General features: G+C 57.2%; 27 protein-coding genes. 2 read left to right on the forward strand and 25 right to left on the reverse strand.

Annotation, left to right across the window (positions count from 1 at the left end; translation table 11 throughout):
- Positions 1-21: 21 nt before the first annotated feature.
- From HW450_RS05330 to HW450_RS05345, 4 genes are read right to left on the reverse strand one after another with little or no spacing between them, the layout of a single operon-like run.
- Positions 22-1,293 (reverse strand): Wzz/FepE/Etk N-terminal domain-containing protein, encoded by a 1,272-nt coding sequence (locus HW450_RS05330; RefSeq protein ID WP_182386950.1) that lies wholly within the window; start codon positions 1,291-1,293, stop codon positions 22-24.
- Entirely contained in the window at positions 1,290-2,228 is a 939-nt protein-coding gene (locus tag HW450_RS05335) for a glycosyltransferase family 2 protein (RefSeq protein ID WP_182386951.1), read from the reverse strand. Before HW450_RS05335 ends, HW450_RS05330 begins: the two co-directional genes overlap by 4 nt.
- 3 nt (positions 2,229-2,231) lie before the next feature.
- On the reverse strand, positions 2,232-2,999 hold the full coding sequence (locus tag HW450_RS05340; RefSeq protein ID WP_182386952.1) for a CDP-alcohol phosphatidyltransferase family protein: 768 nt from the start codon (positions 2,997-2,999) through the stop codon (positions 2,232-2,234).
- A 49-nt stretch (positions 3,000-3,048) separates the two neighbouring features.
- Positions 3,049-3,516, reverse strand: a complete 468-nt coding sequence (locus HW450_RS05345) for an adenylyltransferase/cytidyltransferase family protein (protein WP_232843341.1) — start codon at positions 3,514-3,516, stop codon at positions 3,049-3,051.
- 419 nt (positions 3,517-3,935) lie between these two features.
- On the opposite strand from HW450_RS05345, the gene HW450_RS05350 reads away from it, so the two are divergent.
- Positions 3,936-5,072, forward strand: a complete 1,137-nt coding sequence (locus HW450_RS05350) for an ABC transporter ATP-binding protein (protein WP_182386953.1) — start codon at positions 3,936-3,938, stop codon at positions 5,070-5,072.
- 84 nt (positions 5,073-5,156) lie between these two features.
- Positions 5,157-6,395, forward strand: coding sequence for a DUF4032 domain-containing protein (locus HW450_RS05355; protein ID WP_407926277.1), 1,239 nt, complete (start codon positions 5,157-5,159; stop codon positions 6,393-6,395).
- A gap of 130 nt (positions 6,396-6,525) precedes the next feature.
- Here HW450_RS05355 and rplE read toward each other — a convergent pair whose 3' ends face one another.
- From rplE to rpsJ, 21 genes are all read right to left on the reverse strand, one after another.
- The gene (rplE, locus tag HW450_RS05360) at positions 6,526-7,098 is read right to left on the reverse strand and encodes a 50S ribosomal protein L5 (RefSeq protein WP_182386955.1); all 573 of its coding nucleotides are present in this window, start codon (positions 7,096-7,098) and stop codon (positions 6,526-6,528) included.
- 1 nt (position 7,099) lies between these two features.
- Complete coding sequence (gene rplX, locus HW450_RS05365; protein ID WP_182386956.1) at positions 7,100-7,414, reverse strand: 50S ribosomal protein L24; 315 nt, start codon at positions 7,412-7,414, stop codon at positions 7,100-7,102.
- Between the two features lie 3 nt (positions 7,415-7,417).
- Positions 7,418-7,786, reverse strand: coding sequence for a 50S ribosomal protein L14 (gene rplN / locus HW450_RS05370; RefSeq protein ID WP_182386957.1), 369 nt, complete (start codon positions 7,784-7,786; stop codon positions 7,418-7,420).
- 161 nt (positions 7,787-7,947) lie between these two features.
- Entirely contained in the window at positions 7,948-8,613 is a 666-nt protein-coding gene (locus tag HW450_RS05375) for a hypothetical protein (RefSeq protein WP_182386958.1), read from the reverse strand.
- A gap of 31 nt (positions 8,614-8,644) precedes the next feature.
- Entirely contained in the window at positions 8,645-10,273 is a 1,629-nt protein-coding gene (locus HW450_RS05380; protein ID WP_182386959.1) for a phospho-sugar mutase, read from the reverse strand.
- A complete protein-coding gene (gene deoC / locus HW450_RS05385; protein WP_182386960.1) occupies positions 10,270-10,923 on the reverse strand; it encodes a deoxyribose-phosphate aldolase in 654 nt (217 codons plus the stop codon). Before deoC ends, HW450_RS05380 begins: the two co-directional genes overlap by 4 nt.
- A 54-nt stretch (positions 10,924-10,977) precedes the next feature.
- The gene (locus HW450_RS05390) at positions 10,978-12,378 is read right to left on the reverse strand and encodes an MFS transporter (RefSeq protein ID WP_182386961.1); all 1,401 of its coding nucleotides are present in this window, start codon (positions 12,376-12,378) and stop codon (positions 10,978-10,980) included.
- 12 nt (positions 12,379-12,390) lie between these two features.
- Positions 12,391-13,107: a purine-nucleoside phosphorylase gene (gene deoD, locus HW450_RS05395; RefSeq protein WP_182386962.1), complete on the reverse strand. Its 717-nt coding sequence runs from the start codon at positions 13,105-13,107 to the stop codon at positions 12,391-12,393.
- A 107-nt stretch (positions 13,108-13,214) separates the two neighbouring features.
- Entirely contained in the window at positions 13,215-14,162 is a 948-nt protein-coding gene (locus HW450_RS05400) for a sugar-binding transcriptional regulator (protein WP_182386963.1), read from the reverse strand.
- Positions 14,163-14,325: 163 nt separating this feature from the next.
- On the reverse strand, positions 14,326-14,838 hold the full coding sequence (locus HW450_RS05405; protein WP_182386964.1) for a hypothetical protein: 513 nt from the start codon (positions 14,836-14,838) through the stop codon (positions 14,326-14,328).
- A gap of 184 nt (positions 14,839-15,022) precedes the next feature.
- Positions 15,023-15,310 (reverse strand): 30S ribosomal protein S17, encoded by a 288-nt coding sequence (gene rpsQ / locus HW450_RS05410; RefSeq protein ID WP_182386965.1) that lies wholly within the window; start codon positions 15,308-15,310, stop codon positions 15,023-15,025.
- 2 nt (positions 15,311-15,312) lie between these two features.
- Positions 15,313-15,543, reverse strand: a complete 231-nt coding sequence (gene rpmC / locus HW450_RS05415; protein WP_182386966.1) for a 50S ribosomal protein L29 — start codon at positions 15,541-15,543, stop codon at positions 15,313-15,315.
- On the reverse strand, positions 15,543-15,959 hold the full coding sequence (rplP, locus tag HW450_RS05420; RefSeq protein ID WP_182386967.1) for a 50S ribosomal protein L16: 417 nt from the start codon (positions 15,957-15,959) through the stop codon (positions 15,543-15,545). Before rplP ends, rpmC begins: the two co-directional genes overlap by 1 nt.
- Before the next feature lie 2 nt (positions 15,960-15,961).
- Positions 15,962-16,708, reverse strand: a complete 747-nt coding sequence (gene rpsC / locus HW450_RS05425) for a 30S ribosomal protein S3 (RefSeq protein WP_182386968.1) — start codon at positions 16,706-16,708, stop codon at positions 15,962-15,964.
- Positions 16,708-17,070: a 50S ribosomal protein L22 gene (rplV, locus tag HW450_RS05430; protein ID WP_182386969.1), complete on the reverse strand. Its 363-nt coding sequence runs from the start codon at positions 17,068-17,070 to the stop codon at positions 16,708-16,710. The genes rpsC and rplV overlap by 1 nt, the downstream gene beginning before the upstream one ends.
- Before the next feature lie 3 nt (positions 17,071-17,073).
- Positions 17,074-17,352: a 30S ribosomal protein S19 gene (gene rpsS / locus HW450_RS05435; RefSeq protein ID WP_018023292.1), complete on the reverse strand. Its 279-nt coding sequence runs from the start codon at positions 17,350-17,352 to the stop codon at positions 17,074-17,076.
- Positions 17,353-17,365: 13 nt separating this feature from the next.
- On the reverse strand, positions 17,366-18,208 hold the full coding sequence (rplB, locus tag HW450_RS05440) for a 50S ribosomal protein L2 (RefSeq protein ID WP_182386970.1): 843 nt from the start codon (positions 18,206-18,208) through the stop codon (positions 17,366-17,368).
- Between the two features lie 31 nt (positions 18,209-18,239).
- Positions 18,240-18,545 (reverse strand): 50S ribosomal protein L23, encoded by a 306-nt coding sequence (gene rplW, locus HW450_RS05445; protein WP_182386971.1) that lies wholly within the window; start codon positions 18,543-18,545, stop codon positions 18,240-18,242.
- Complete coding sequence (rplD, locus tag HW450_RS05450) at positions 18,545-19,201, reverse strand: 50S ribosomal protein L4 (RefSeq protein ID WP_182386972.1); 657 nt, start codon at positions 19,199-19,201, stop codon at positions 18,545-18,547. The genes rplW and rplD overlap by 1 nt, the downstream gene beginning before the upstream one ends.
- Positions 19,198-19,854 carry a 50S ribosomal protein L3 gene (gene rplC / locus HW450_RS05455; RefSeq protein WP_182386973.1) on the reverse strand — a complete coding sequence of 219 codons (657 nt, stop codon included), beginning with the start codon at positions 19,852-19,854 and terminating at the stop codon, positions 19,198-19,200. Before rplC ends, rplD begins: the two co-directional genes overlap by 4 nt.
- A gap of 32 nt (positions 19,855-19,886) precedes the next feature.
- Positions 19,887-20,192 (reverse strand): 30S ribosomal protein S10, encoded by a 306-nt coding sequence (gene rpsJ, locus HW450_RS05460; RefSeq protein WP_003848085.1) that lies wholly within the window; start codon positions 20,190-20,192, stop codon positions 19,887-19,889.
- Positions 20,193-20,347 lie beyond the last annotated feature (155 nt).

A 20,347-nucleotide genomic window follows, 5' to 3' on the forward strand; every position in this document is an offset into this window, starting at 1 on the left:
AGGTGTCCGATCAGGTTGTCTTCATATCGGAGTTGGAGGAATGGAAGCATCCGGGTCCGCACCTCCGAAAGCAGCTGTGCTGGGGTCCTCCTCGTCGTATACGGACGTCTCTTCACGTGTAGGAAGCCCCTCATCTACCAGGACCACGCCAAGCAAGTTAGTACCAACATTTTCTAGATCATCCTTGAGCTGCAGCAACTCTTTTTTTGTCCACGTCAGCGGTGCCACCAAAATGGCAGCGTCAGCAGTATTGAGGCTGCGCAGCAACGCACCCCGGGTCTTATTGACATCAATCAACGCACCGCCGGAAGCCGAGGTCACTGTTTTTCCAGCAACAACAGCTTCCGGGGAGCTCGTGTCCACAAGCACTGCAGTTGCGTGGGATTCGTGACTTGCATGACGGACGAACTCCGCTGCTAGCTCCCAACGCGTGCTAGGAGGTACGTCGCGTTCGGCTTGCCATACCGGAACCCCAAGCAAAAATTCGAGATCCTCGTCGTCGGAAGGTTTACGGGAAAGGAGGTGAACCGCGAAAGCCAACAAAACACCGACAAAAAGTCCGGCGAGAATTCCCAACACAGCAATCTTAGTTTTTTCCGGCGTTTCCTGCGCGCTACCCATGTGCGCAGGAGTGATCACTTCACCCGACCGGGGAGCAAACCCGGCAATAGTAAGTTTTCGGTCTTGAAGTGTCTCAATCGCGCTGCGAATTGTTTGTGCACGCACGTCGTCCACTCGTGGGCCGGAGACGTTGTTTTGTCCTTCCCGGAGTTCTCCTTCCAAACGATCGATTTCCTGGTCGAGGGATTTTTCCAGGTCTTTGCCACGTTCGGTAGCCAAGTTTGTACGCACCAGCAGGTAAGCGTCGGCCAGTTCGTTGGCACCTGCGACTGCGTCTTCCCTACTGGAATCGGAATAGCTGATGTTGATGACCGTGCCATTTGGGTCACCACTGGCCTTTACACCACTTCTGAGTCGCTCAGGGGTCCAGCGCCAATCAAGAGCGTCAGCAGCGACTTTTGCGGTGCTGGCGGACTCAGCCAGCTGCTTTTCCGTAGCTAAGTCGATCAGGCTTGAAGCCGCTTTCCCTTCGGCCACGGGCTGAGAACTAATAGGAACGATATTCACTACGGCTGTTGCCCGGTATTGCTTAGGCGTTGTGACCAGGTAGGCCATGGCGACGACAATCCCCAACACAACCCCTAGGAGTATCCACAGACGCCGGTTGCGAACGATGTAACTGAGCTGTGCCATTGAGACAGCTCCAGCTTCCGTCACATGTTTTGTGGTCATGGCATTCCTTCGGTCATGGGCTTGGAAAAATCAGCATCGGTTGGGGTCGTGAACTGCCGCGCCCAGTTCAGTTTGGTGCGCAGTTTGCGTTGCAACAGCATTCGGTGTGGTTGGGACGTCGCGGCGATGGCCCGTCCTAGGTACCGCTCGGCGCGCTCCAGCGCTGCCGCCCGCTTATCGACGGGAAGCAGTGCCGCAGATACCAGTCTCTCAATAGGGACTCCAACCACCTGACTAGCCAACTGAGCATACGCAGTCGCTTGGTCTGGGTTAGTCCACGAGGCTGTGCGCCATTGATCAGAGGCGGTAATTTGAGCCGGATGCACCCGATATGCCAGCCCCCACAATGGCTGACGCTGCAGGTGTAAACCTGCCACTGCGCAGCGAATCCAGAGGTCGTAATCTTCAGCTGGCACATGACGGTAACCACCGACTTCGCTGAGGGCTGCACGAGTGGCAACCATCGTCGGGTGCGAAACCGGATTGGTCAGGAGCAAATAGAGCGGAAACACCTCAGAGGGAATACCCAGCGGTGGCTGTGGTCTCAGCACTTTGCCCGAGAAGAAGGCAACCTGCTGGAACACCACGTCATCCCCACGCTGCAACGCGGGTAAGGAAGTACGAAATCGCCAGGGGGCACTGATATCGTCGGCGTCCATCCTTGCGATGAACTCAGAATCAGTGTTGTCGATCAACCAGTTCAAGGCGTGAGCGATCCCGCCTGAAGCTGGGCGGCTCACTACCTTGAGCCTACTGTTTCGCCCGTTGGATGTTTCCCCGGCACGCAACGCTGCTGCTGCGGTGGTATCGGTGGAACCATCATCAAGGACAACCAGTTCAGCGTCGTCAGGCAGGGCACGCAGAGTGCTGGACACAGCCTGCTCGACAGTAGTAGCAGCATTTCGTGCAGGGAGAATGACACTTAGTTTCGGCATCGGTCAGCTCTCTTCCTGCGCAGCGCGATCCAGTGCGCGCAAATCTCGGTAGCGCCGACGCAGTGACATGCCACTGTGAAGCAACGCGATGCAGGCCAGAGCGGCATAAACTGCGCCAAAAGCTGGCGCAAATCCCCACAGTACAAAAGACCAGCACAGTGTTCCCGGGTCAGTGGGAAGCAACATCCATGAATGTAGATCACCACCGCGGGTTTGCTGCCGCCCTGCTTTCCGCACAAAGGCTTCCGCCAGAATTTGGGACAAGAATTGGCCACTCGTAACCAGTGAATAAATAGCTGCGATAGCTGCCAGCCACCAGGAATCCGGACAGTACAGCAAAATTGCGGCTGCTGTGCTGATGTGGATGGCAGGGGAGCGAAACGCGTCAACAACGTGGTCAATCCACTCGCCTGTTTTAGAAGACAACCCCGAGACCCGGGCGAGCTGCCCATCGGCAGAGTCAAACAAATACCCGGCGGCAAGGAGCGTGGCTACTACCATGCCAGACCAAAGGGAAGGCTCGTAACAAAGCAACACGAACATTCCTGTCACAGACAACAGCGCCGATAACGCCGTAATGTGGTTTGGTGTTAAAGCGCTAGCGAAGCCAGCAGCGGCCACTACTCTCGCGCCACGCCGATTAACCCACCTGGTGTAGGCGGGAACGCCGGGAGAAGGTTTCTGAGCAGAATGAAGCGCGGAGATCGCCCACCGATAGCGACCCGCCCAACCTTCGGGAACTTCTTTAACAGTATTTTTAAGTTTCTCCATGGTGCCCTCATGATTAGCTAAGGCAAACGGTCACACAGTACGCACTGTGTTACTGAGCGGTATGTACTACCCCAGCCTTGGTTGCTTGACTCAGGAATTCCCGCAGCATCGTCGAGGAGGTTGTCGGCGTGTACGGCAAATACTCGACCCGAGCCCCAACTTCAGCAAGTTCTCTTTCCAGGCGATCCCCTTTAGGGGTGCCCTTCCAGTCATCGCCTTTGAATAACACATCAAAATTGCGAGTTTTCCAGGCGATACGTTTGTCTTGGTCAACATCGCGGATTACCTCGTCAACGAAGGCTAAGCTACGAACCAACTCCGCACGCTCGGCTTCTTGTATCACCGGTGCACGGCCTTTCATCCGAATCAATGACTCATCAGTGGCGACCCCAACGACAAGCCGGGTGCAGCGCTGCCGGGCTGCACGCAGGATATTGAGATGGCCAATGTGCAGCATGTCGAAACCGCCAGGAACGTATCCCACAATTTCAATATCCGCATTGTGCGATTCAGTCACGATGTCGCGCTCTTTCCTTTTCTCTCAGCAGGCAATTCCTGAAGTGCAGCTAGTGTCAGACAAGGCCCTTCGTAAGAAGTGGGCGTACGGTAGCTTGCTGTACAGCTGGACTGCACTGAACGCAGCCCATTTTCCACAAGCGTAATCTTAACCTTTATTAATGGATTATTAAAATCACCTTCAGGTTTTGTTTCATCAGGTAGATCCGATCCCCGTCAACTGGGCAAAGATTTCGCCCACTCGAGGTAGCAGAATCTGTAGCGTCGGTAAACCTTTTTGCCAACTGAGCTGTACGTCTCAAACCCAAACTTTTAGTGGCAATAATGCCTAAACTGAATAGCAGTGGTTTGTTCCACTACGTCATTCTTTACTCGGATCGTTCGGCGCGTTCCCGCCGATAAAGAACGGAGATTTTCCTCATGGCTTCAGTGACCTTCGATAACGCCACCTGCATTTACCGCGGTGCGGAAAAACCATCGGTCGATAAGTTCAACCTTGAGATCGCGGACGGTGAGTTCCTCGTCCTCGTCGGGCCGTCCGGCTGCGGTAAGTCCACCACGCTGCGCATGCTCGCAGGCCTCGAAGAGGTGAGCGAAGGTCGCATTCTGCTGGGGGATCGCGATATCACTACCGCAGCACCAAAAGAGCGTGACATCGCGATGGTGTTCCAGAACTACGCTCTGTACCCACACATGACGGTGCGCGAGAACATGGGTTTTGCCCTCAAGATTGACAAGACCCCAAAGGAAGAGATCGATCGCCGAGTGGAAGAAGCCGCACGCACGCTCGACCTCACGGATTTCCTGGATCGCAAACCAAAGGCACTCTCCGGTGGTCAGCGCCAGCGCGTGGCAATGGGTCGCGCGATTGTGCGTAAGCCGCAGGTGTTCCTCATGGACGAGCCACTGTCCAACCTGGACGCCAAGCTCCGTGTCCAGACTCGCACCCAGATCGCCGCGTTGCAGCGCGAACTGGGAGTGACCACCCTGTACGTCACTCACGACCAGACGGAAGCCCTGACCATGGGCGATCGCATCGCTGTGCTGAAGTTCGGTGTCTTGCAGCAGGTCGGCACCCCACGCGAACTCTACGATCGCCCAGCCAACGAATTCGTTGCCGGCTTCATCGGCTCTCCAGCGATGAACCTGGGCAAGTTCAAGGTCGAAGGCACCGACGCTGTGCTCGGCAATGCCCGTGTCCCATTATCTGAAGCCACCCGCGCCGCACTGACGCCTGCCGACAACGGCCACATCACCATCGGTTTCCGCCCAGAAGCCCTGGACATCGTGTCCGAGCATGAGCCAAACACCATCCCAGTCAAGCTGCACCTGGTGGAAGAGCTCGGTTCCGACGCCTACATGTACGGCAAGCTGGAAGGGGGCGGCAACCTTGGCTCCGGCACCGACGCCAACCCAGATGACGAGTCCACCGACCAGATCATCATCCGCACCGCACCGCACGCGGCGCCACCAATCGGCTCCATCGTTCACGTTCGAATCCGCGAAGGAGCACAGCACAACTTCTCCCCTGCCACCGGAGATCGCCTGCCAGACTAGGCCTGCTGTACTAGCTATGCACGGGGCGGCGCTGGATTCTATCCGGCCCGCCCCGCACGCGTTGTCAACGAAATGGAGGCTTCGATGCAACCCAACATGCAAATAACCAACAGCACGCTTGTGCCCGCGTTGTTGTCATTGCCTTGGGATATCCCGCTGGAAGAATGGCCCACTGATCTGCTCGCGAGCCTGCCTCGCGGAATCTCACGCCACGTTGTTCGCTTTGTTAATGCGGATGACCGGGTGATCGCTATTAAGGAAATCGGGCAAAAGGTCGCCTACCACGAGTACCGTACGCTCCGAGAGCTTTCGCGGATGGGTGCCCCGGCAGTGCGGCCGTTAGCCGTCATCACTGGGCGTCGTGACGCTAACGGCGAGGAGCTCACCGCAGCTCTCGTCACAGAACATCTGGAATATTCGTTGCCCTACCGTTTTGTGTTCTCCCAAAGTATGCGCCCCGAAACCGCCACGCGTCTCATCGACTCCCTCGCCGTCCTGCTCGTCAGGCTTCATTTGCTCAACTTCTATTGGGGCGACGTCAGCCTGTCCAACACACTGTTTCGCAGGGACGCCGACGCTTTTTCCGGATACCTCGTCGACGCGGAAACCGGGGACGTGCAACCGCACCTCAGCAAACAACGCCGCCTTCACGACCTCGAAATAGCCCGCGTCAACATCATCGGTGAGCTGATGGACTTGCAAAGCGGCGGGCTGCTGCCTACCGACGCCGATGCGATTGAAATCGGCGAGCGCATCGTAGAGAAATACCAATTGCTGTGGGACGCCCTCACCGCGGAGGAAGCAATCCCGTCTACGGAATCCTGGCACATCCACCGGCGGATCGAAATGCTCAATGAGCTCGGTTTCGATGTGGGCGAGCTCAAGATCACCACTGGCGAGGAGGGGTCCGTCCTCAACATCAGGCCTCGCGTGGTCGACGCCGGCCACCACCACCGCGCTCTCATGAGACTCACTGGCCTGGACGTGCAGGAAGGGCAAGCCCGCCGCATCCTGAACACGATTGAGACCTACCGCGCCGTCGGTGAGCTGCACGACATCCCGCTCGAGCAAGTCGCACACCGCTGGCTCAGGGATGTGCTCGATCCCACGCTGGCAATCATCCCACCCGAATACTCTTCCAGGCTACAACCCGCGCAACTGTTCCACGAGATCATCGACCACCAGTGGTTTTTATCCGAAGAGGAAGGAAAACCCGTGGATCTGGCCACCGCGGCGCAGTCCTACGTGGACAATGTTCTACCGAACCGGCCAGATGAGAAACGAATGCTGGATCTGGATCCGAACGACGAGCTATCAGATTAACCGGGTCCAAATCGAGCGTACGGATGGGATTTTCCGGGCCTGAAAAATCCGATCCGTACGCTCGATTTCGCAAGCCCCCTTATGCAAAAACCCAGCACCAGAAGGTGCTGGGTTCTTCAGGCATCACTGACTAGTGATCCGCCTGGCCTGGCTTCTTGAATGGGAAGCCCAGTTCGCGCAGCAGCGCGCGGCCTTCGTCATTGTTGGTAGCCGTGGTGACCACGGTGATGTCCATACCACGTGGACGATCAACCTTGTCTACGTCGATTTCGTAGAACATGGTCTGCTCGGTCAGGCCGAAGGTGTAGTTGCCGTGACCATCGAACTGCTGGTCAGACAGGCCACGGAAGTCACGAATACGTGGGAGGGCGACGGTCAGCAGACGGTCGAGGAATTCCCACATGCGGTCGCCACGCAGGGTAACACGGGCACCGATTGGCATGCCTTCACGGAGCTTGAAGTTTGCGATGGACTTCTTCGCACGGCGAAGCTCTGGCTTCTGACCGGTGATTGCGGTGAGGTCCTCGAGAGCGCCGTTGATCAGCTTGGAGTCACGAGCAGCGTCGCCGACACCCATGTTGACCACGATCTTGGTCAGACCTGGGATCTGCATGACGTTGTCGTACTTGAACTCATCGTTGAGCTTGGTACGGATCTCTTCGCGGTAACGGGCCTTGAGACGTGGAGTGTAGTTGTCGCTCATGTTAGATGTCCTTCCCGTTCTTGCGAGAAATGCGGACACGCTTGCCGTTCTCGTCTACGCGGTAGCCAACGCGGGTTGGGTTACCGTCGGAGTCCAGAACCATGACGTTGGAGACGTGGATTGGAGCTTCCTGGGTAACGATGCCGCCAGACTCAGCGCCGCGCTCTGGAGCAGAGTTCACGACGTGCTTCTTGATGCGGTTAACACCCTCGACGATGACCTTGTTGGTCTTTGGGAAAGCCTGGATGACCTTGCCCTTTGCGCCCTTGTCTGGGCCGGAGATGACGAGTACGTTATCGCCCTTGTGGATCTTCATGGGTTAGATCACCTCCGGTGCGAGAGAAACGATCTTCATGAACTTCTTGTCACGAAGCTCACGAGCGACTGGGCCGAAGATACGGGTGCCCTTTGGCTCGTTGTCGTTCTTGATGATGACGGCAGCGTTCTCGTCGAAGCGGATGTAGGAGCCATCTGGACGACGGGTTTCCTTCTTCGCACGAACAACGACAGCCTTGACGATGTCGCCAGCCTTGACATTGCCGCCTGGAGCGGCTTCCTTGACAGTAGCGACGATGACGTCGCCAATGCCAGCAAAGCGTCGGGTAGAGCCACCGAGAACGCGGATGCACAGGATTTCACGTGCACCAGTGTTGTCGGCAACCTTCAGACGCGATTCTTGCTGAATCACTAGGGTCTCCTGACCTGGTTGAATCTTGATGTACGCCGGATTTCCGTCCCGAGCGCACGCGGTCGGTGTTACAGTTGTCGAAAATGAGCCGAAAAGAGCTCACGAGCTTTGCAACCACGCCAGCCTAGCACGCCGCCTATAGCACAACAAAATCTGTTTTCCTACGCGACGCGGTAAACATGCACCACCGGCTCGAAACTTCGCGCGCCACCCCCATCGCGAAGCCTCACCTCAATCACTTCACCACGCTGCCGGACTTGGCTCCAGGCCAGGGATTCCCGCGTGGTATGGCGTCGATAAGCCGCAAAAGCGCTGAGCCGACGCCCAATGCTCAGCATTCCCCCATCGCCCAACTGGACTAGGTAGTGGCGGTCCCCAATGCCGTCGCGGTGAAGCTCGGGCAGCGCCTCAAGCCGCAGCTTATCGACGTCCAAAGGCTGGATCCGCTGCACCACCCCAAATCGGCGATGCTGTCCAGACGTGTCAACAATATGCAGCGGCGCACCAACCTGAACATTGACAATGCGGTCATACTCCCAGACCACAGGCTGCGCCTGATTACCATGCACCCCACGCACCGCCACCTGCTGTGCATCCACTGAGATGGCCCACCGATCCACGTGCGCCACCGCTGGCCTGCCGTCTAACCGGCGCGGATACTCGGCACACAGCTTGGTTAACCGCACGGCAGCCGCCTCATCATCCAGCTGCTGTACCCCAGCACTGTCCAACATTCGGAGCACATCAGCGAACTCCAAATCCGGTAGCGCTTCCCACAAATCTTGCACCAGAGAAAGCAAAGGTGGGATACGGGTCGGGTCTTTCATATCCCCTAACCTACATATCCCACCTCAGTAGTTACATTCCCAGGTGTGCGCGCAGTTCCTCCGAAATTTCCGTCAGCCGCTGCTGGGCGGCCTCCCGAGGAACATCTTCGCCGGTTACCGGGAACACTACCTCTAGGTAGCACTTCAGTTTCGGCTCGGTGCCCGACGGCCGGACGATCACGCGGTCATCCCGCTCGGTGACAAAATACATGCCATCCGTTGCACCACACGGCAACGTGCCAGCGGCAAGATCAATGACCTCCGTCACCTTTGCACCGGCTAATTGCGTCGGTGGGTTTGTGCGCAGCGTATGCATGCCTTCCGCGATCAGCGAGAGGTCACTGACCCGGAACGTCAGTGGCGCGCTGAGATATAACCCATGCGTGCGAGCAAGATCATCGAGCGCATCCATGAGAGTACGGCCCTGAGCCTTCAGCTCCCCCACCAAGCTAGCGACCAACACCGAGGCGGAAATACCGTCTTTATCAGCCACCGCTGCCGGATCACAGCAGTATCCAATCGCTTCCTCGTAGCCGAACGCCAACTCCGGGGTTCGGGCGATCCATTTGAAACCAGTCAAGGTGTTCTCATGGTGGAGCCCATGAGCCTTCGCGATCTGCCCGAGCAGCCGGGACGACACAATGGAGTTAGCAAAAGCTCCGGTAGCTCCACGCGCTGCGATGTACTGTCCAAGCAGTGCGCCGGTTTCATCCCCACTGAGCTGTCGCCACTGTCCCGCAACGCGGGTAGCTACCGCGCAGCGGTCCGCATCGGGATCATAGGCGATGATAACATCAGCATCGATACTCTCGGCGTGACGTTTCGCCAGGTCAAGCGCACCTTGTTCCTCTGGATTCGGGAAAGATACCGTAGGGAAATCCGGATCTGGGTCTGCCTGCTCCGGCACTACCGACACAGTAAAGCCGAGTTCACTGAGGAGTTGGTGGCCGATCGCCCCGCCTACCCCGTGCATTGGAGTCAGCGCAATGGTGACATCCCGGTGCTCCCCAGCGAGTGTTTTGGCTCGGGCAATGTACTCCTCCCGAGGGTCAACCTGCTCGATATTATCCGTGCTCAGCGCGATCTCATCCGCCATGGGAGCCGCTTCAAAAGCCGAGGCGATTTCCTTATCTGCCGGGGATACTAACTGAACCCCCTCAGCCGCGCCCGTGGCAACCCGGCCACCGAGATACACCTTGTAGCCGTTGTCTGCCGGCGGGTTATGCGACGCCGTCACCATAATGCCGGCGTCAGCGTGATACTTCTTCACCGAAAAAGCAGTAAGCGGTGTTGGGTTCTCAGGTGGTAGCACCAAGGCTCGTCCCCCCAAAGCCGAGATCACTTCGGCTGCGACCTGCTGAAACTTCTTCGATCCGTGGCGGGCATCGCACCCCACGACGATCACTGGATCCGCACCAATCTTGCTCCGCAACCAGGCCGTGAGCCCATAGGTTACCCGGGTGATAACCGCCTGGTTGAGGCGTGATTCACCGGCCCCAACCTTGGCGCGCAGCCCTGCGGTACCAAACGCTAATGGCCCCTGGAAGCGCTGTGCCAGTTCAGCTTCGTCGCCGGCATCAACGAGTGTGAGAATCTCGGCTTTGGTCTCTGGATCTGGATCGTGCGCTGCCCAGTTCCGGGCGGTCTCGATCAGGCTCATGACAATTCACCCAGGATCGCAGCAGAAGCGGAAAGTCCTAGGCGGGTGGCGCCAGCTTCAACCATCGCGCAGGCATCCTTTGCAGTACGAATCCCACCGGAGGCTTTAACTCCAAGACGCCCACCCACGGTTTTCGCCATGAGCTCCACTGCATGGAGTGAAGCACCACCTGCCGGGTGGAACCCAGTGGAGGTCTTAACGAAGTCAGCCTTGGCACGTTCGGCTGCTTCGCAGGCTGCGACGATTTCTTCGTCCTCAAGTGCAGCTGATTCGATGATTACTTTCAGTACGCCTGGCGCTGGAACAGCTGCTCGCACTGCGGCGATCTCAGCTTCAAGTTCCTCCCATAGTCCCTGCTTGGCCAACGCCAAGTTGATGACCATGTCTACTTCTTCCGCGCCATCGGCCACGGCCCGAGCTGCCTCGGCAGCCTTGATTTCGGCTTTGACAGCTCCGGAAGGAAAACCAACTACAGTAGCAACGTGCAGGCCCTCTGGGACGGTGACGGGAAGATGGCTCGGAGAGATGCACACCGAGTAGGTGCCCAGCTCCTGCGCTTCCTTGATTAAGTTGTTGACAGTGTCGACAGTTGCTTCTGGCTTCAACAGAGTGTGATCAATGAGCCGCGCGACAGCAGACTTTTCCAACATGGGACAAAACTCCTTGTCATTTGATTGTGAATCGAACTTGGCTACCAGCCGGGATTACACCGCTGCTTGCCTTTCCCTAGACAACAACGCCCGATCTGCGAAGAAATAGATGACAGTGCCGACGATCGCTATCAGCGCCAGCGTCCACAGCACGGTGGCAAACATCTGTCCTTGGCCAGTGGTGGCGCTAGACATACCACCGAACCAGCTCGCACCAATGTCTTGGAGTTTCGCGGTGTAAGCGATTCCGAGCGGGATAGCGATATTGATGGTCAGGTTGTAGAAACCAATGGCGATGCCTGATTTCGCTGCCGTAATGTTCTGCAGCGCAGTGTTCACCAGCGGGGCGTACATCAAAGCGAACCCAGTAGCAAACAGCACGATGGAAATGATCAGCGCGATGACGGAGACTTCAATGAGCACTGCTGAGAGCACCAAGGCCAGGATGATCATGCCCAGTGCGATAAAGATGGTGGTTCGAGAGCTGAGCACCTTACCAATAGCGCCGGAGAACACACCTGCTAGAACGGCACAAATGTAGCCTGGGACCATGAGCAGCGCAGCCTTATCTGGAGCTAGCCCGTGTAGTTCGGAACCTGCGTATGGCAGCAGGAAGATAAAACCAAGCTGCGTCGAGTAGATGATAAGCACCAGCACCAAAGCCCATACGTAGCGTCCGTTTTTGAAGAACTCGGGAGCAACAACCGCACCTTTGTGAGTCATAACGTGCCACGCGAACAGCGCAATACCCAGTACGGTTGGGATCAGCCACAGCGGATTAAACGCCTGCATGTACATGGTGAGGCTAGCAGCGAATACTGCAATCAACAGCAGGCCGAATACGTCCAGATGGCCTTCAACCGCGTCGTCCTCGGGAACCATCTTATGGATCACCGGAGCAGCCAACAGGAGGATCAACGGAACCAGGAACATCGCTGTCCATGACACATAGGTGGCGATGTAACCCGAGGTCAGTGCGCCAACAAGCAGGCCAAGCTGGAAAGCTGCGGTAGAGAAACCCAGGTAGGTTTTCTGATCCTTTTCCTCCAGGTGTTTGGTCACATAGATGACGTAGAGGGTTTCCGCTGCAGCCAAACCACACGTTTGGATTAGTCGGCCACTAAGGACCAGTGCCCAAGAACTGGACCCGAAGTATCCGAGCAAGGAGCCCACGCCGATAAGAGCGATACCGACCAGCATCAACTTCCGGATTGAGATCGAATCCGCGAGAGCGGCGTAGAACACTGCACCGATGCCGATAACCACACCGGCCAACGATGCCTGGAGAGAAGCAGTGTTATCTGAGATGCCGAGCCCTTCAGCGATCGGCATCGTCATCGTCTTGAAGCCATTATCAACAATCAGGCAAAAGACGAAGGAGAACAACAGGATTGGTACAGCAGCCTTGGGATTAAGATCATTGGCTGCGGGCCTGGTTTCTTGTGTGGTGTCCATGATCAGCGTCGCTTAGATCTTTGCTAGTGGGAGCGCAATTTCCATCATTGCAGTGAACGCGGTTTGGCGTTCTTCGGCAGTGGTGCGTTCTCCGGTGATGAGGTTGTCCGAGGCCGTGAAGATTCCGAGCGCGTCCACGCCGTGGCGCGCTGCGATTGCGTAGAGCGCAGCCGATTCCATTTCCACGCCGAGCACGCCCATCTTGGCCCACCGCTCGTTCACGGAGTCATCGTCGTTGTAGAAAACATCCGAGGAAAGGATGTTACCCACGTGGTATTTCGCACCCTGCTTTTCAGCTTCCTCGATGGCCACCTTCATCAGCTTCCAGGAAGCGGTAGGAGCCCAGGTTCCAGGGAGATTGTACTGGCTCATAAAGTTAGAGTCAGTGGACGCCGACATACCGATGATGACGTCATAGAGATCTACGTTGCGCTGCATTGCCCCGCAGGAACCAACGCGAATAATCTGGGTGACATCGTAGAACTTAATCAGCTCTGAAGCGTAGATGCCAATGGAAGGGATGCCCATGCCTGACCCCATGACGGACACTTCCGCGCCATCGTAGGTGCCAGTGAAGCCAAGCATGTTACGAACTCCGTTGAACTGGACAACATTCTCGAGGTACGTATCGGCGATGAACTTGGCACGCAGCGGGTCGCCAGGCATGAGAACCGTTTTTGCGATTGGCGCGCCGTTTGGGTTGATGTGAGGGGTGGAAGTGGTAGACATGTGTCCTCCTCTTCAAAGGGAATGAATGTTCTTCTTCCCTCACAATAACCCCCTAGGGCACATTTGACAATGCCTTCATTTACAATTGTTCCACATTTAGATAAATGTCACACGCTATCCAAATTAAGAACACGCAGTGCGGTCACATGATCAATGACTACATGCGTAGCCATCCCCATCGCCAACGCTGTCTTAATGGCCTCAGCTTTATTTACGCCGCCAGCCACCAATACCCTCAGCGGACGCTCCCCTAAGTCACTCAACGAGATTCCGATCGTACGGGCATCAATACGGGGATTGGCAATGTCTCCTGACGCAGTAAAAAACCTCGAACACGCGTCGCCCACCGCCGTTGCAAGTAACGATTCGGTTTCACTGTCAGACAAATACCCCAAATTCAACAGCAGGCTTTCGCGGTGCACGTCCCCCACCGTAAACACCACCAAATCCGACGACGCGCCAGCTGCCATCACTTTAGCTACGTGACGATCCTTTACCACAAGCTCTTTTGTCACCACATCATCCAAGATCACGGGTAACGGCAGCATTTTCATCTCAGCATTAAATGCCCGAGCAAACCGCGACAACGTAGCAATGTCTTTGGTGTTCAGGTCGGTGTGTGAATGCCCGCCCTTTAGCTGGATTACTTCGACGCCACGCAGATTCTGCTCCCGCAGATGTTCCGACACAGCAAACATGGTGTTGCCCCAGGAAACACCAACCTTCATGTCGTCATGAACAAGCTCTTCCACCAGTGCAGCACCAGCAGCGCCGAGGCTTGCCAACAGCTCAGCCGCGCTATTGTTTGCCGGACGCACCACGCGGGCATCCGCTAAACCAAACTCCGCTTTAAGCTGTTCCACCAGCTCGTCCGCTCGCTCGCGCGGATCATGGAGCGAGATCACCACATACCCTTTATCCCGAGCTAACTGCAGCAATTTGGACACCGTCGGCCGAGAAATCCCCAACTCGCGCGCCACATCTGCTTGGCTCAGGCCACTGAGGTAATACAATTTGGCCGCATCGACAGCTTGTGCATCACGAAAATCTAACACACCTTCGATTATGTCATTGCCAGCGAAATCGAGCGTACGGATGGTACGATTTACGATCGAAAAATCCCATCCGTACGCTAAATTTCCGGTGCTTATCTAACCACCCCGAGCACTTATTCACGTGTATCCGGGAGCGGGGTTGCCGTCGTAAAGGCGCCAGCGCTCACCGCCTTGGGCGACCGCGACTTGCGCGCGCGATCCACATAGCGAGCGCAACGAGAAGCGCTGTAGTTCCAACGACGAACCAGGCGAAGATCAACGCAATAGCCCATAGACCGGTCCCGTCCCCGGGGCCGGTAATCGCGTATTCCAGCCAAAACGGCAAACCACTACCGCAGATGACGGCTACAGCCAGGTGCAGCACACTTAAACCGCGGATGTTATAGAAGTGGGAGCAAAGTGCCATTACGATACCGACGAACACCGCCCATACCAGCGCATGTTTGATACCAAAATTACCGCTTAAGAAGTTCCCCACGAACATCGCCAGCGCCGTTGCCACCGCGCTGCCGACGAATCCTACTGCGCAGCCAGCTGCCACGCGCATCGGTGGCTCCTTGCCCATCGCCGACTGCGCGACGAAAGCGATGCCAGTCACCACCGCTCCGGGTAGCAACATGATGACGCCATACTCGGTAAAACCTTCGAGGATCGGCGGTATGTCGTTGGTGTACACTCGCGACCCCTGTGATCTCGTTGATAACACATTCGATTCTAATTATGACGAGCCAGTTCTGAACGAACGAATCAATAACGTTTGCCCTGCTTAGCTAACGAATCAGCATTGCGCGGCGACAGGCACGCGAAAAGCCCGCCACCTGGCGGCGGCGGGCTTTGGCGGTTAGCCACAAGGGCGAAGCTTACTTAGCCTTCTCGACGATCTCGACGAGGCGGAAGTGCTTGTCCTTGGACAGCGGGCGGGTCTCCTCGATGCGAACCAGGTCGCCGATGCCGGCGATCTCATTCTCGTCGTGGGCCTTCACCTTGGAGTTAGTACGGATGGTCTTGCCGTACAGAGCGTGCTGCTTACGGTCCTCGAGCTCAACCACGATGGTCTTCTGCATCTTGTCAGAAACCACGTAGCCGGTGCGGACCTTGCGGGCGCCCTTTTCCTTCTTTGGGGTGTTGTTCACAGTTGCCTCACTCATGATTAAGCCTCAGCTCCCGGGACAACGGACAGGCCCAGCTCGCGCTCACGGATCACCGTGTAGATGCGGGCGATGTCCTGCTTGACCACGCGCAGCCGGCGGTTGTTGGTCAGCTGGCCGGTTGCCATCTGGAAGCGCAGGTTGAACAGCTCTTCCTTGGCTTCCTTCAGACGGGTGGTCAGTTCTTCAGCGTTGAGCTCGCGGAGCTCGTGTGCAGGGATACCAGATGCCATTAGAACTGGTCCTCCTTCCGGACGATGCGGACCTTGCAAGGCAGCTTCTGGCCAGCACGACGAAGAGCTTCGAAAGCGACCTCTTCGTTAGGGTAAGACATCTCGAAGAGGATGCGACCTGGCTTGACGTTAGCGACCCACTTCTCCACGCCACCCTTACCGGAACCCATACGCACACCGAGTGCCTTCTGGGTCAGTGGGCGGTCTGGGAAGATGTTGATCCAAACCTTGCCACCACGCTTGACGTGGCGGTTGATTGCAATACGAGCGGACTCGATCTGACGGTTGGTGATGTAGGCAGGCTCGAGAGCCTGGATGCCGTACTCACCGAAGGTAACGCGGTTGCCACCCTTGGAAACACCAGTGCGGTGTGGGCGGTGCTGACGGCGGTACTTGACGCGCTTAGGGATAAGCATTCTTAGCCCTCCTGCTTCTGCTCTGCACGCTGACGACGCTGGCCACCGCGACGTGGACGCTCGCGACGGTCGCCGCGACCGCGGCGCTCAGCTGGTGCGTTGAGTTCGGACTCGCGACGGCCACCAACGACGTCACCCTTGTAGATCCACACCTTGACGCCGATGCGGCCGAAAGTGGTGTGAGCCTCGTAGGTGCCGTAGTCGATCTCGGCGCGAAGGGTGTGCAGCGGAACGCGACCCTCGTGGTAGCGCTCGGTGCGAGACATCTCGGCACCGCCGAGACGACCAGAACATACAACCTTGATGCCCTTGACCTGTGGCTGGCGCATTGCGCCCTGGATTGCCTTGCGCATTGCACGGCGGAATGCCACACGGTTGGTGAGCTGCTCGGCGATGGACTGTGCCACCAGCTGAGCGTTAGCGTCGATGTTCTTGACCTCAAGGATGTTGAGTGCAACCTGCTTGCCGGTCAGCTTCTCCAGCTGGCCGCGGATACGGTCAGCCTCGGAGCCACGACGACCGATCACGATGCCCGGACGAGCGGTGTGAATGTCGACGCGGACGCGGTCGCGGGTGCGCTCGATGACGACGTCGGCAACGCCGGCGCGGTCGAGACCCTTGGAGAGGAACTCGCGAATCTTGATGTCTTCTGCGATGTAATCGGAGTAAGACTTATCGGCGTACCAGTGGGACTTCCAATCGGAAGTAATGCCCAGGCGTAGGCCGTGAGGATGGATCTTCTGGCCCATTACTTGGCACCTTCCTTCTGGCTTTCGACAACCACGGTGATGTGGCTGGTGCGCTTACGGATGATGAATGCACGACCCTGAGCACGTGGCTGGAAACGACGCATGGTTGGGCCCTCGTCGGCGTAAGCCTCGGAGATGACCAGGGTGCGTGGATCCAGGCCGAAGTTGTTCTCAGCGTTGGCGGCTGCGGATGCAACGACCTTTGCTACTGGCTCTGCAGCGCCCTGTGGGGCGTACTTCAGGATAGCCAGTGCCTCGGACACGGACTTGCCGCGAACGAGATCGATGACACGACGTGCCTTCATCGGGGTGACCCGGACGAAGCGCGCGGTCGCGCGGGCGGTGGTGATTTGGTCACTCATCGCTTATCGACGTCCCTTCTTGTCTTCCTTGACGTGACCCTTGAAGGTCTTGGTTGGTGCGAACTCGCCGAGCTTGTGGCCAACCATGGAATCATCGATGAATACCGGCACGTGCTTGCGACCGTCGTGGACGGCGAAGGTGTGACCGATGAAATCAGGGAGAATCGTGGAACGGCGAGACCAGGTCTTGATGACCTGCTTGGTGCCCTTTTCGTTCTGAGCGTCCACCTTGTTGAGGAGGTGCTCATCGACAAACGGGCCCTTCTTAAGGCTGCGTGGCATTTTCTACCTCCTCTTAGCGCTTCTTGTTCTTGTTGGAGCGACGGCGACGAACGATCAGACGATCGGACGGACGGTTTGGCTTGCGGGTACGACCCTCTGGCTGACCCCAAGGAGAAACTGGGTGACGACCACCGGAGGTCTTACCTTCACCACCACCGTGTGGGTGGTCGACCGGGTTCATAACGACACCACGGACGGTTGGGCGAACGCCCTTCCAACGCATACGGCCAGCCTTGCCCCAACGGATGTTGATCTGGTCAGCGTTGCCGACCTCACCAACAGTTGCGCGGCAGCGGATGTCGACGCGACGGATTTCGGAAGATGGCATACGCAGGATTGCGTACTTGCCTTCCTTACCCAGCAGCTGGATGGAAGCACCTGCGGAGCGGGCCATCTTGGCACCGCCACCTGGCTTCAGCTCAACACAGTGCACGGTAGCACCGGCTGGGATGTTGCGCAGTGGCAGGTTGTTGCCAACCTTGATGTCGGCGTTAGCGCCGGACTCGAGGATAGCGCCCTGCTTCAGTCCCTTAGGAGCGATGATGTAGCGCTTCTCACCATCACGGAAGTGAAGGAGAGCAATGTTAGCGGTACGGTTTGGGTCGTACTCGATGTGAGCGACCTTTGCGGTGATGCCGTCCTTGTCAGAGCGACGGAAGTCGATGACGCGGTACTGGCGCTTGTGTCCGCCACCCTTGTGACGAGTGGTGATGTGGCCGTGAACGTTACGGCCGCCCGACTTGGACAGTGGGCGCAGCAGAGACTTCTCCGGAGTCGAGCGAGTGATCTCCTCGAACATCGAAACGGAGCTCTGGCGGCGACCCGGGGTTGTCGGCTTGTACTTACGAATAGCCATAGTGTTTTCTGGTCCTTAACTTTCCGCCCGATTAGGAAGCGGAACCGCCGAAGATGTCGATTGGATCGCTGCCCTCGCGCAGGGTGACGATGGCGCGCTTGGTTGCCTTACGCTGACCGTAACCGGTGCGGGTGCGCTTGCGCTTGCCCTCACGGTTAATGGTGTTAACGGAAGCGACCTTGACACCAAAGATCTGCTCGATAGCAATCTTGATCTCAGTCTTGTTGGAGGTAGGAGCAACCAGGAAGGTGTACTGTCCCTGCTCCATGAGGCCGTAAGACTTTTCAGAAACGACCGGTGCGAGAATGATGTCGCGTGGATCTGCGATGGTAGCCATTACTTAGCCTCCTCCTTGGCCGCACCAGTAGCGCGGTCGATGAAGGTGTTAAGAGCCTCGACAGAGAACACTACGTCGTCAGACTTGAGAACATCGTAGGTGTTCAGCTGATCTGCTGCCAGGGTGTGAACGCCTGGGAGGTTGTTAACACTCTTCCATGCGGTGATGTCTTCACGGCCGAGGACAACGAGCACGTTCTTGCGCTCGGTGAGACGCTCGATGAATGCGCGTGCAGACTTCGTGGATGGGGTCTGGCCCGGAACAAGTTCGGTAACCACGTGAATACGATCGTTGCGTGCGCGGTCGGTCAGGGAACCGAACAGAGCAGCCTTGATCATCTTCTTAGGGGTACGCTGCGCGTAGTTACGAGGCTGTGGGCCGTGAGCGATGCCACCACCGGTGAAGTGAGGAGCGCGGATCGAGCCCTGACGAGCGCGACCGGTGCCCTTCTGACGGAATGGCTTCTTACCGCCACCGGAGACCTTGCCACGAGTCTTCGTAGCGTGGGTGCCCTGGCGAGCAGCAGCAAGCTGTGCATTTACGACCTGGTGCATCAGAGCGATAGATGCCTCGCGGTCGAAAATTTCTGCAGGCAGCTCAACCGTGCCGTCGGTCTTGCCATCAGCGGTGTGGACGTCAAGCTTCAGATTGGTCATGCGTGTGCACCGCCCTTCACTGCGGTCTTAACGGTTACGAGGCCGCCGCGAACACCTGGGATTGCACCCTTGATGATCAGCAGGTTTGCCTCGGCGTCAATCTTCTGAACCTTCAGGTTCTGGGTGGTGACGCGGTCATTACCCATGCGGCCAGCCATGCGGGTGCCCTTGAAGACGCGGCCTGGGGTAGCACAAGCACCGATACCACCGACGCGACGGTGTGCTGCCTGGTTACCGTGAGCTGCGCCCTGGCCAGCAAAGCCGTGGCGCTTCATGCCGCCGGCGTAGCCCTTACCCTTGGAGGTGCCGGTGACGTCGACGAAGGAGATGCCTTCGAAGATGTCAACGGTGACATCCTGGCCTACCTCGTAGCCGGAAACGTCATCCATACGGATTTCGGCTACGTGACGGCGTGGGGTAACACCAGCCTTTGCAAAGTGGCCGGCTGCAGGCTTGTTAGCCTTGCGTGGGTCAATTTCGCCGTAGGCGATCTGGATGGCGTTGTAGCCATCGGTTTCAACGGTGCGAATCTGGGTTACGACACATGGACCAGCTTCAACGACGGTAACCGGAATAACGCGGTTGTCCTCGTCGAAGATCTGGGTCATGCCGAGCTTGGTGCCCAGAATGCCCTTTACTTCGTTTTCACTCATTATTTATTCTCCGCCAAGTATCTTCTGGTCGATTACTGGATGTTCACATCGACGCTGGCCGGAAGATCGATACGCATGAGAGCGTCAACGGTCTTTGGCGTTGGGTCGAGGATGTCGATCAGACGCTTGTGAGTACGCATTTCGAAGTGCTCACGAGAGTCCTTGTACTTGTGTGGAGAACGAATAACTGCGTAAACGTTCTTTTCAGTAGGCAGTGGCACTGGGCCAACTACACGGGCACCGGTACGGGTGACCGTCTCGACGATCTTCTTTGCGGAAGCGTCGATTGCCTCGTGGTCATAGGCCTTGAGCCTAATGCGGATCTTTTGTCCCGCCACGCTTATCCTCTTCCTCGCTGTCCCACATCAATTCTTGAGCGGTGGGAATTCGCTGATTTCTCTATAACGTTGTCCGAGCCTGTCAGAGGCTTGGCGCACAACGCCAGTTACTTGACTGTCAATCTTGATGAACTCGAAGAGATGAAGTTTGCATG

The sequence above is a fragment of the Corynebacterium hindlerae genome, assembly GCF_014117265.1.
Lineage (GTDB): Bacteria > Actinomycetota > Actinomycetes > Mycobacteriales > Mycobacteriaceae > Corynebacterium > Corynebacterium hindlerae.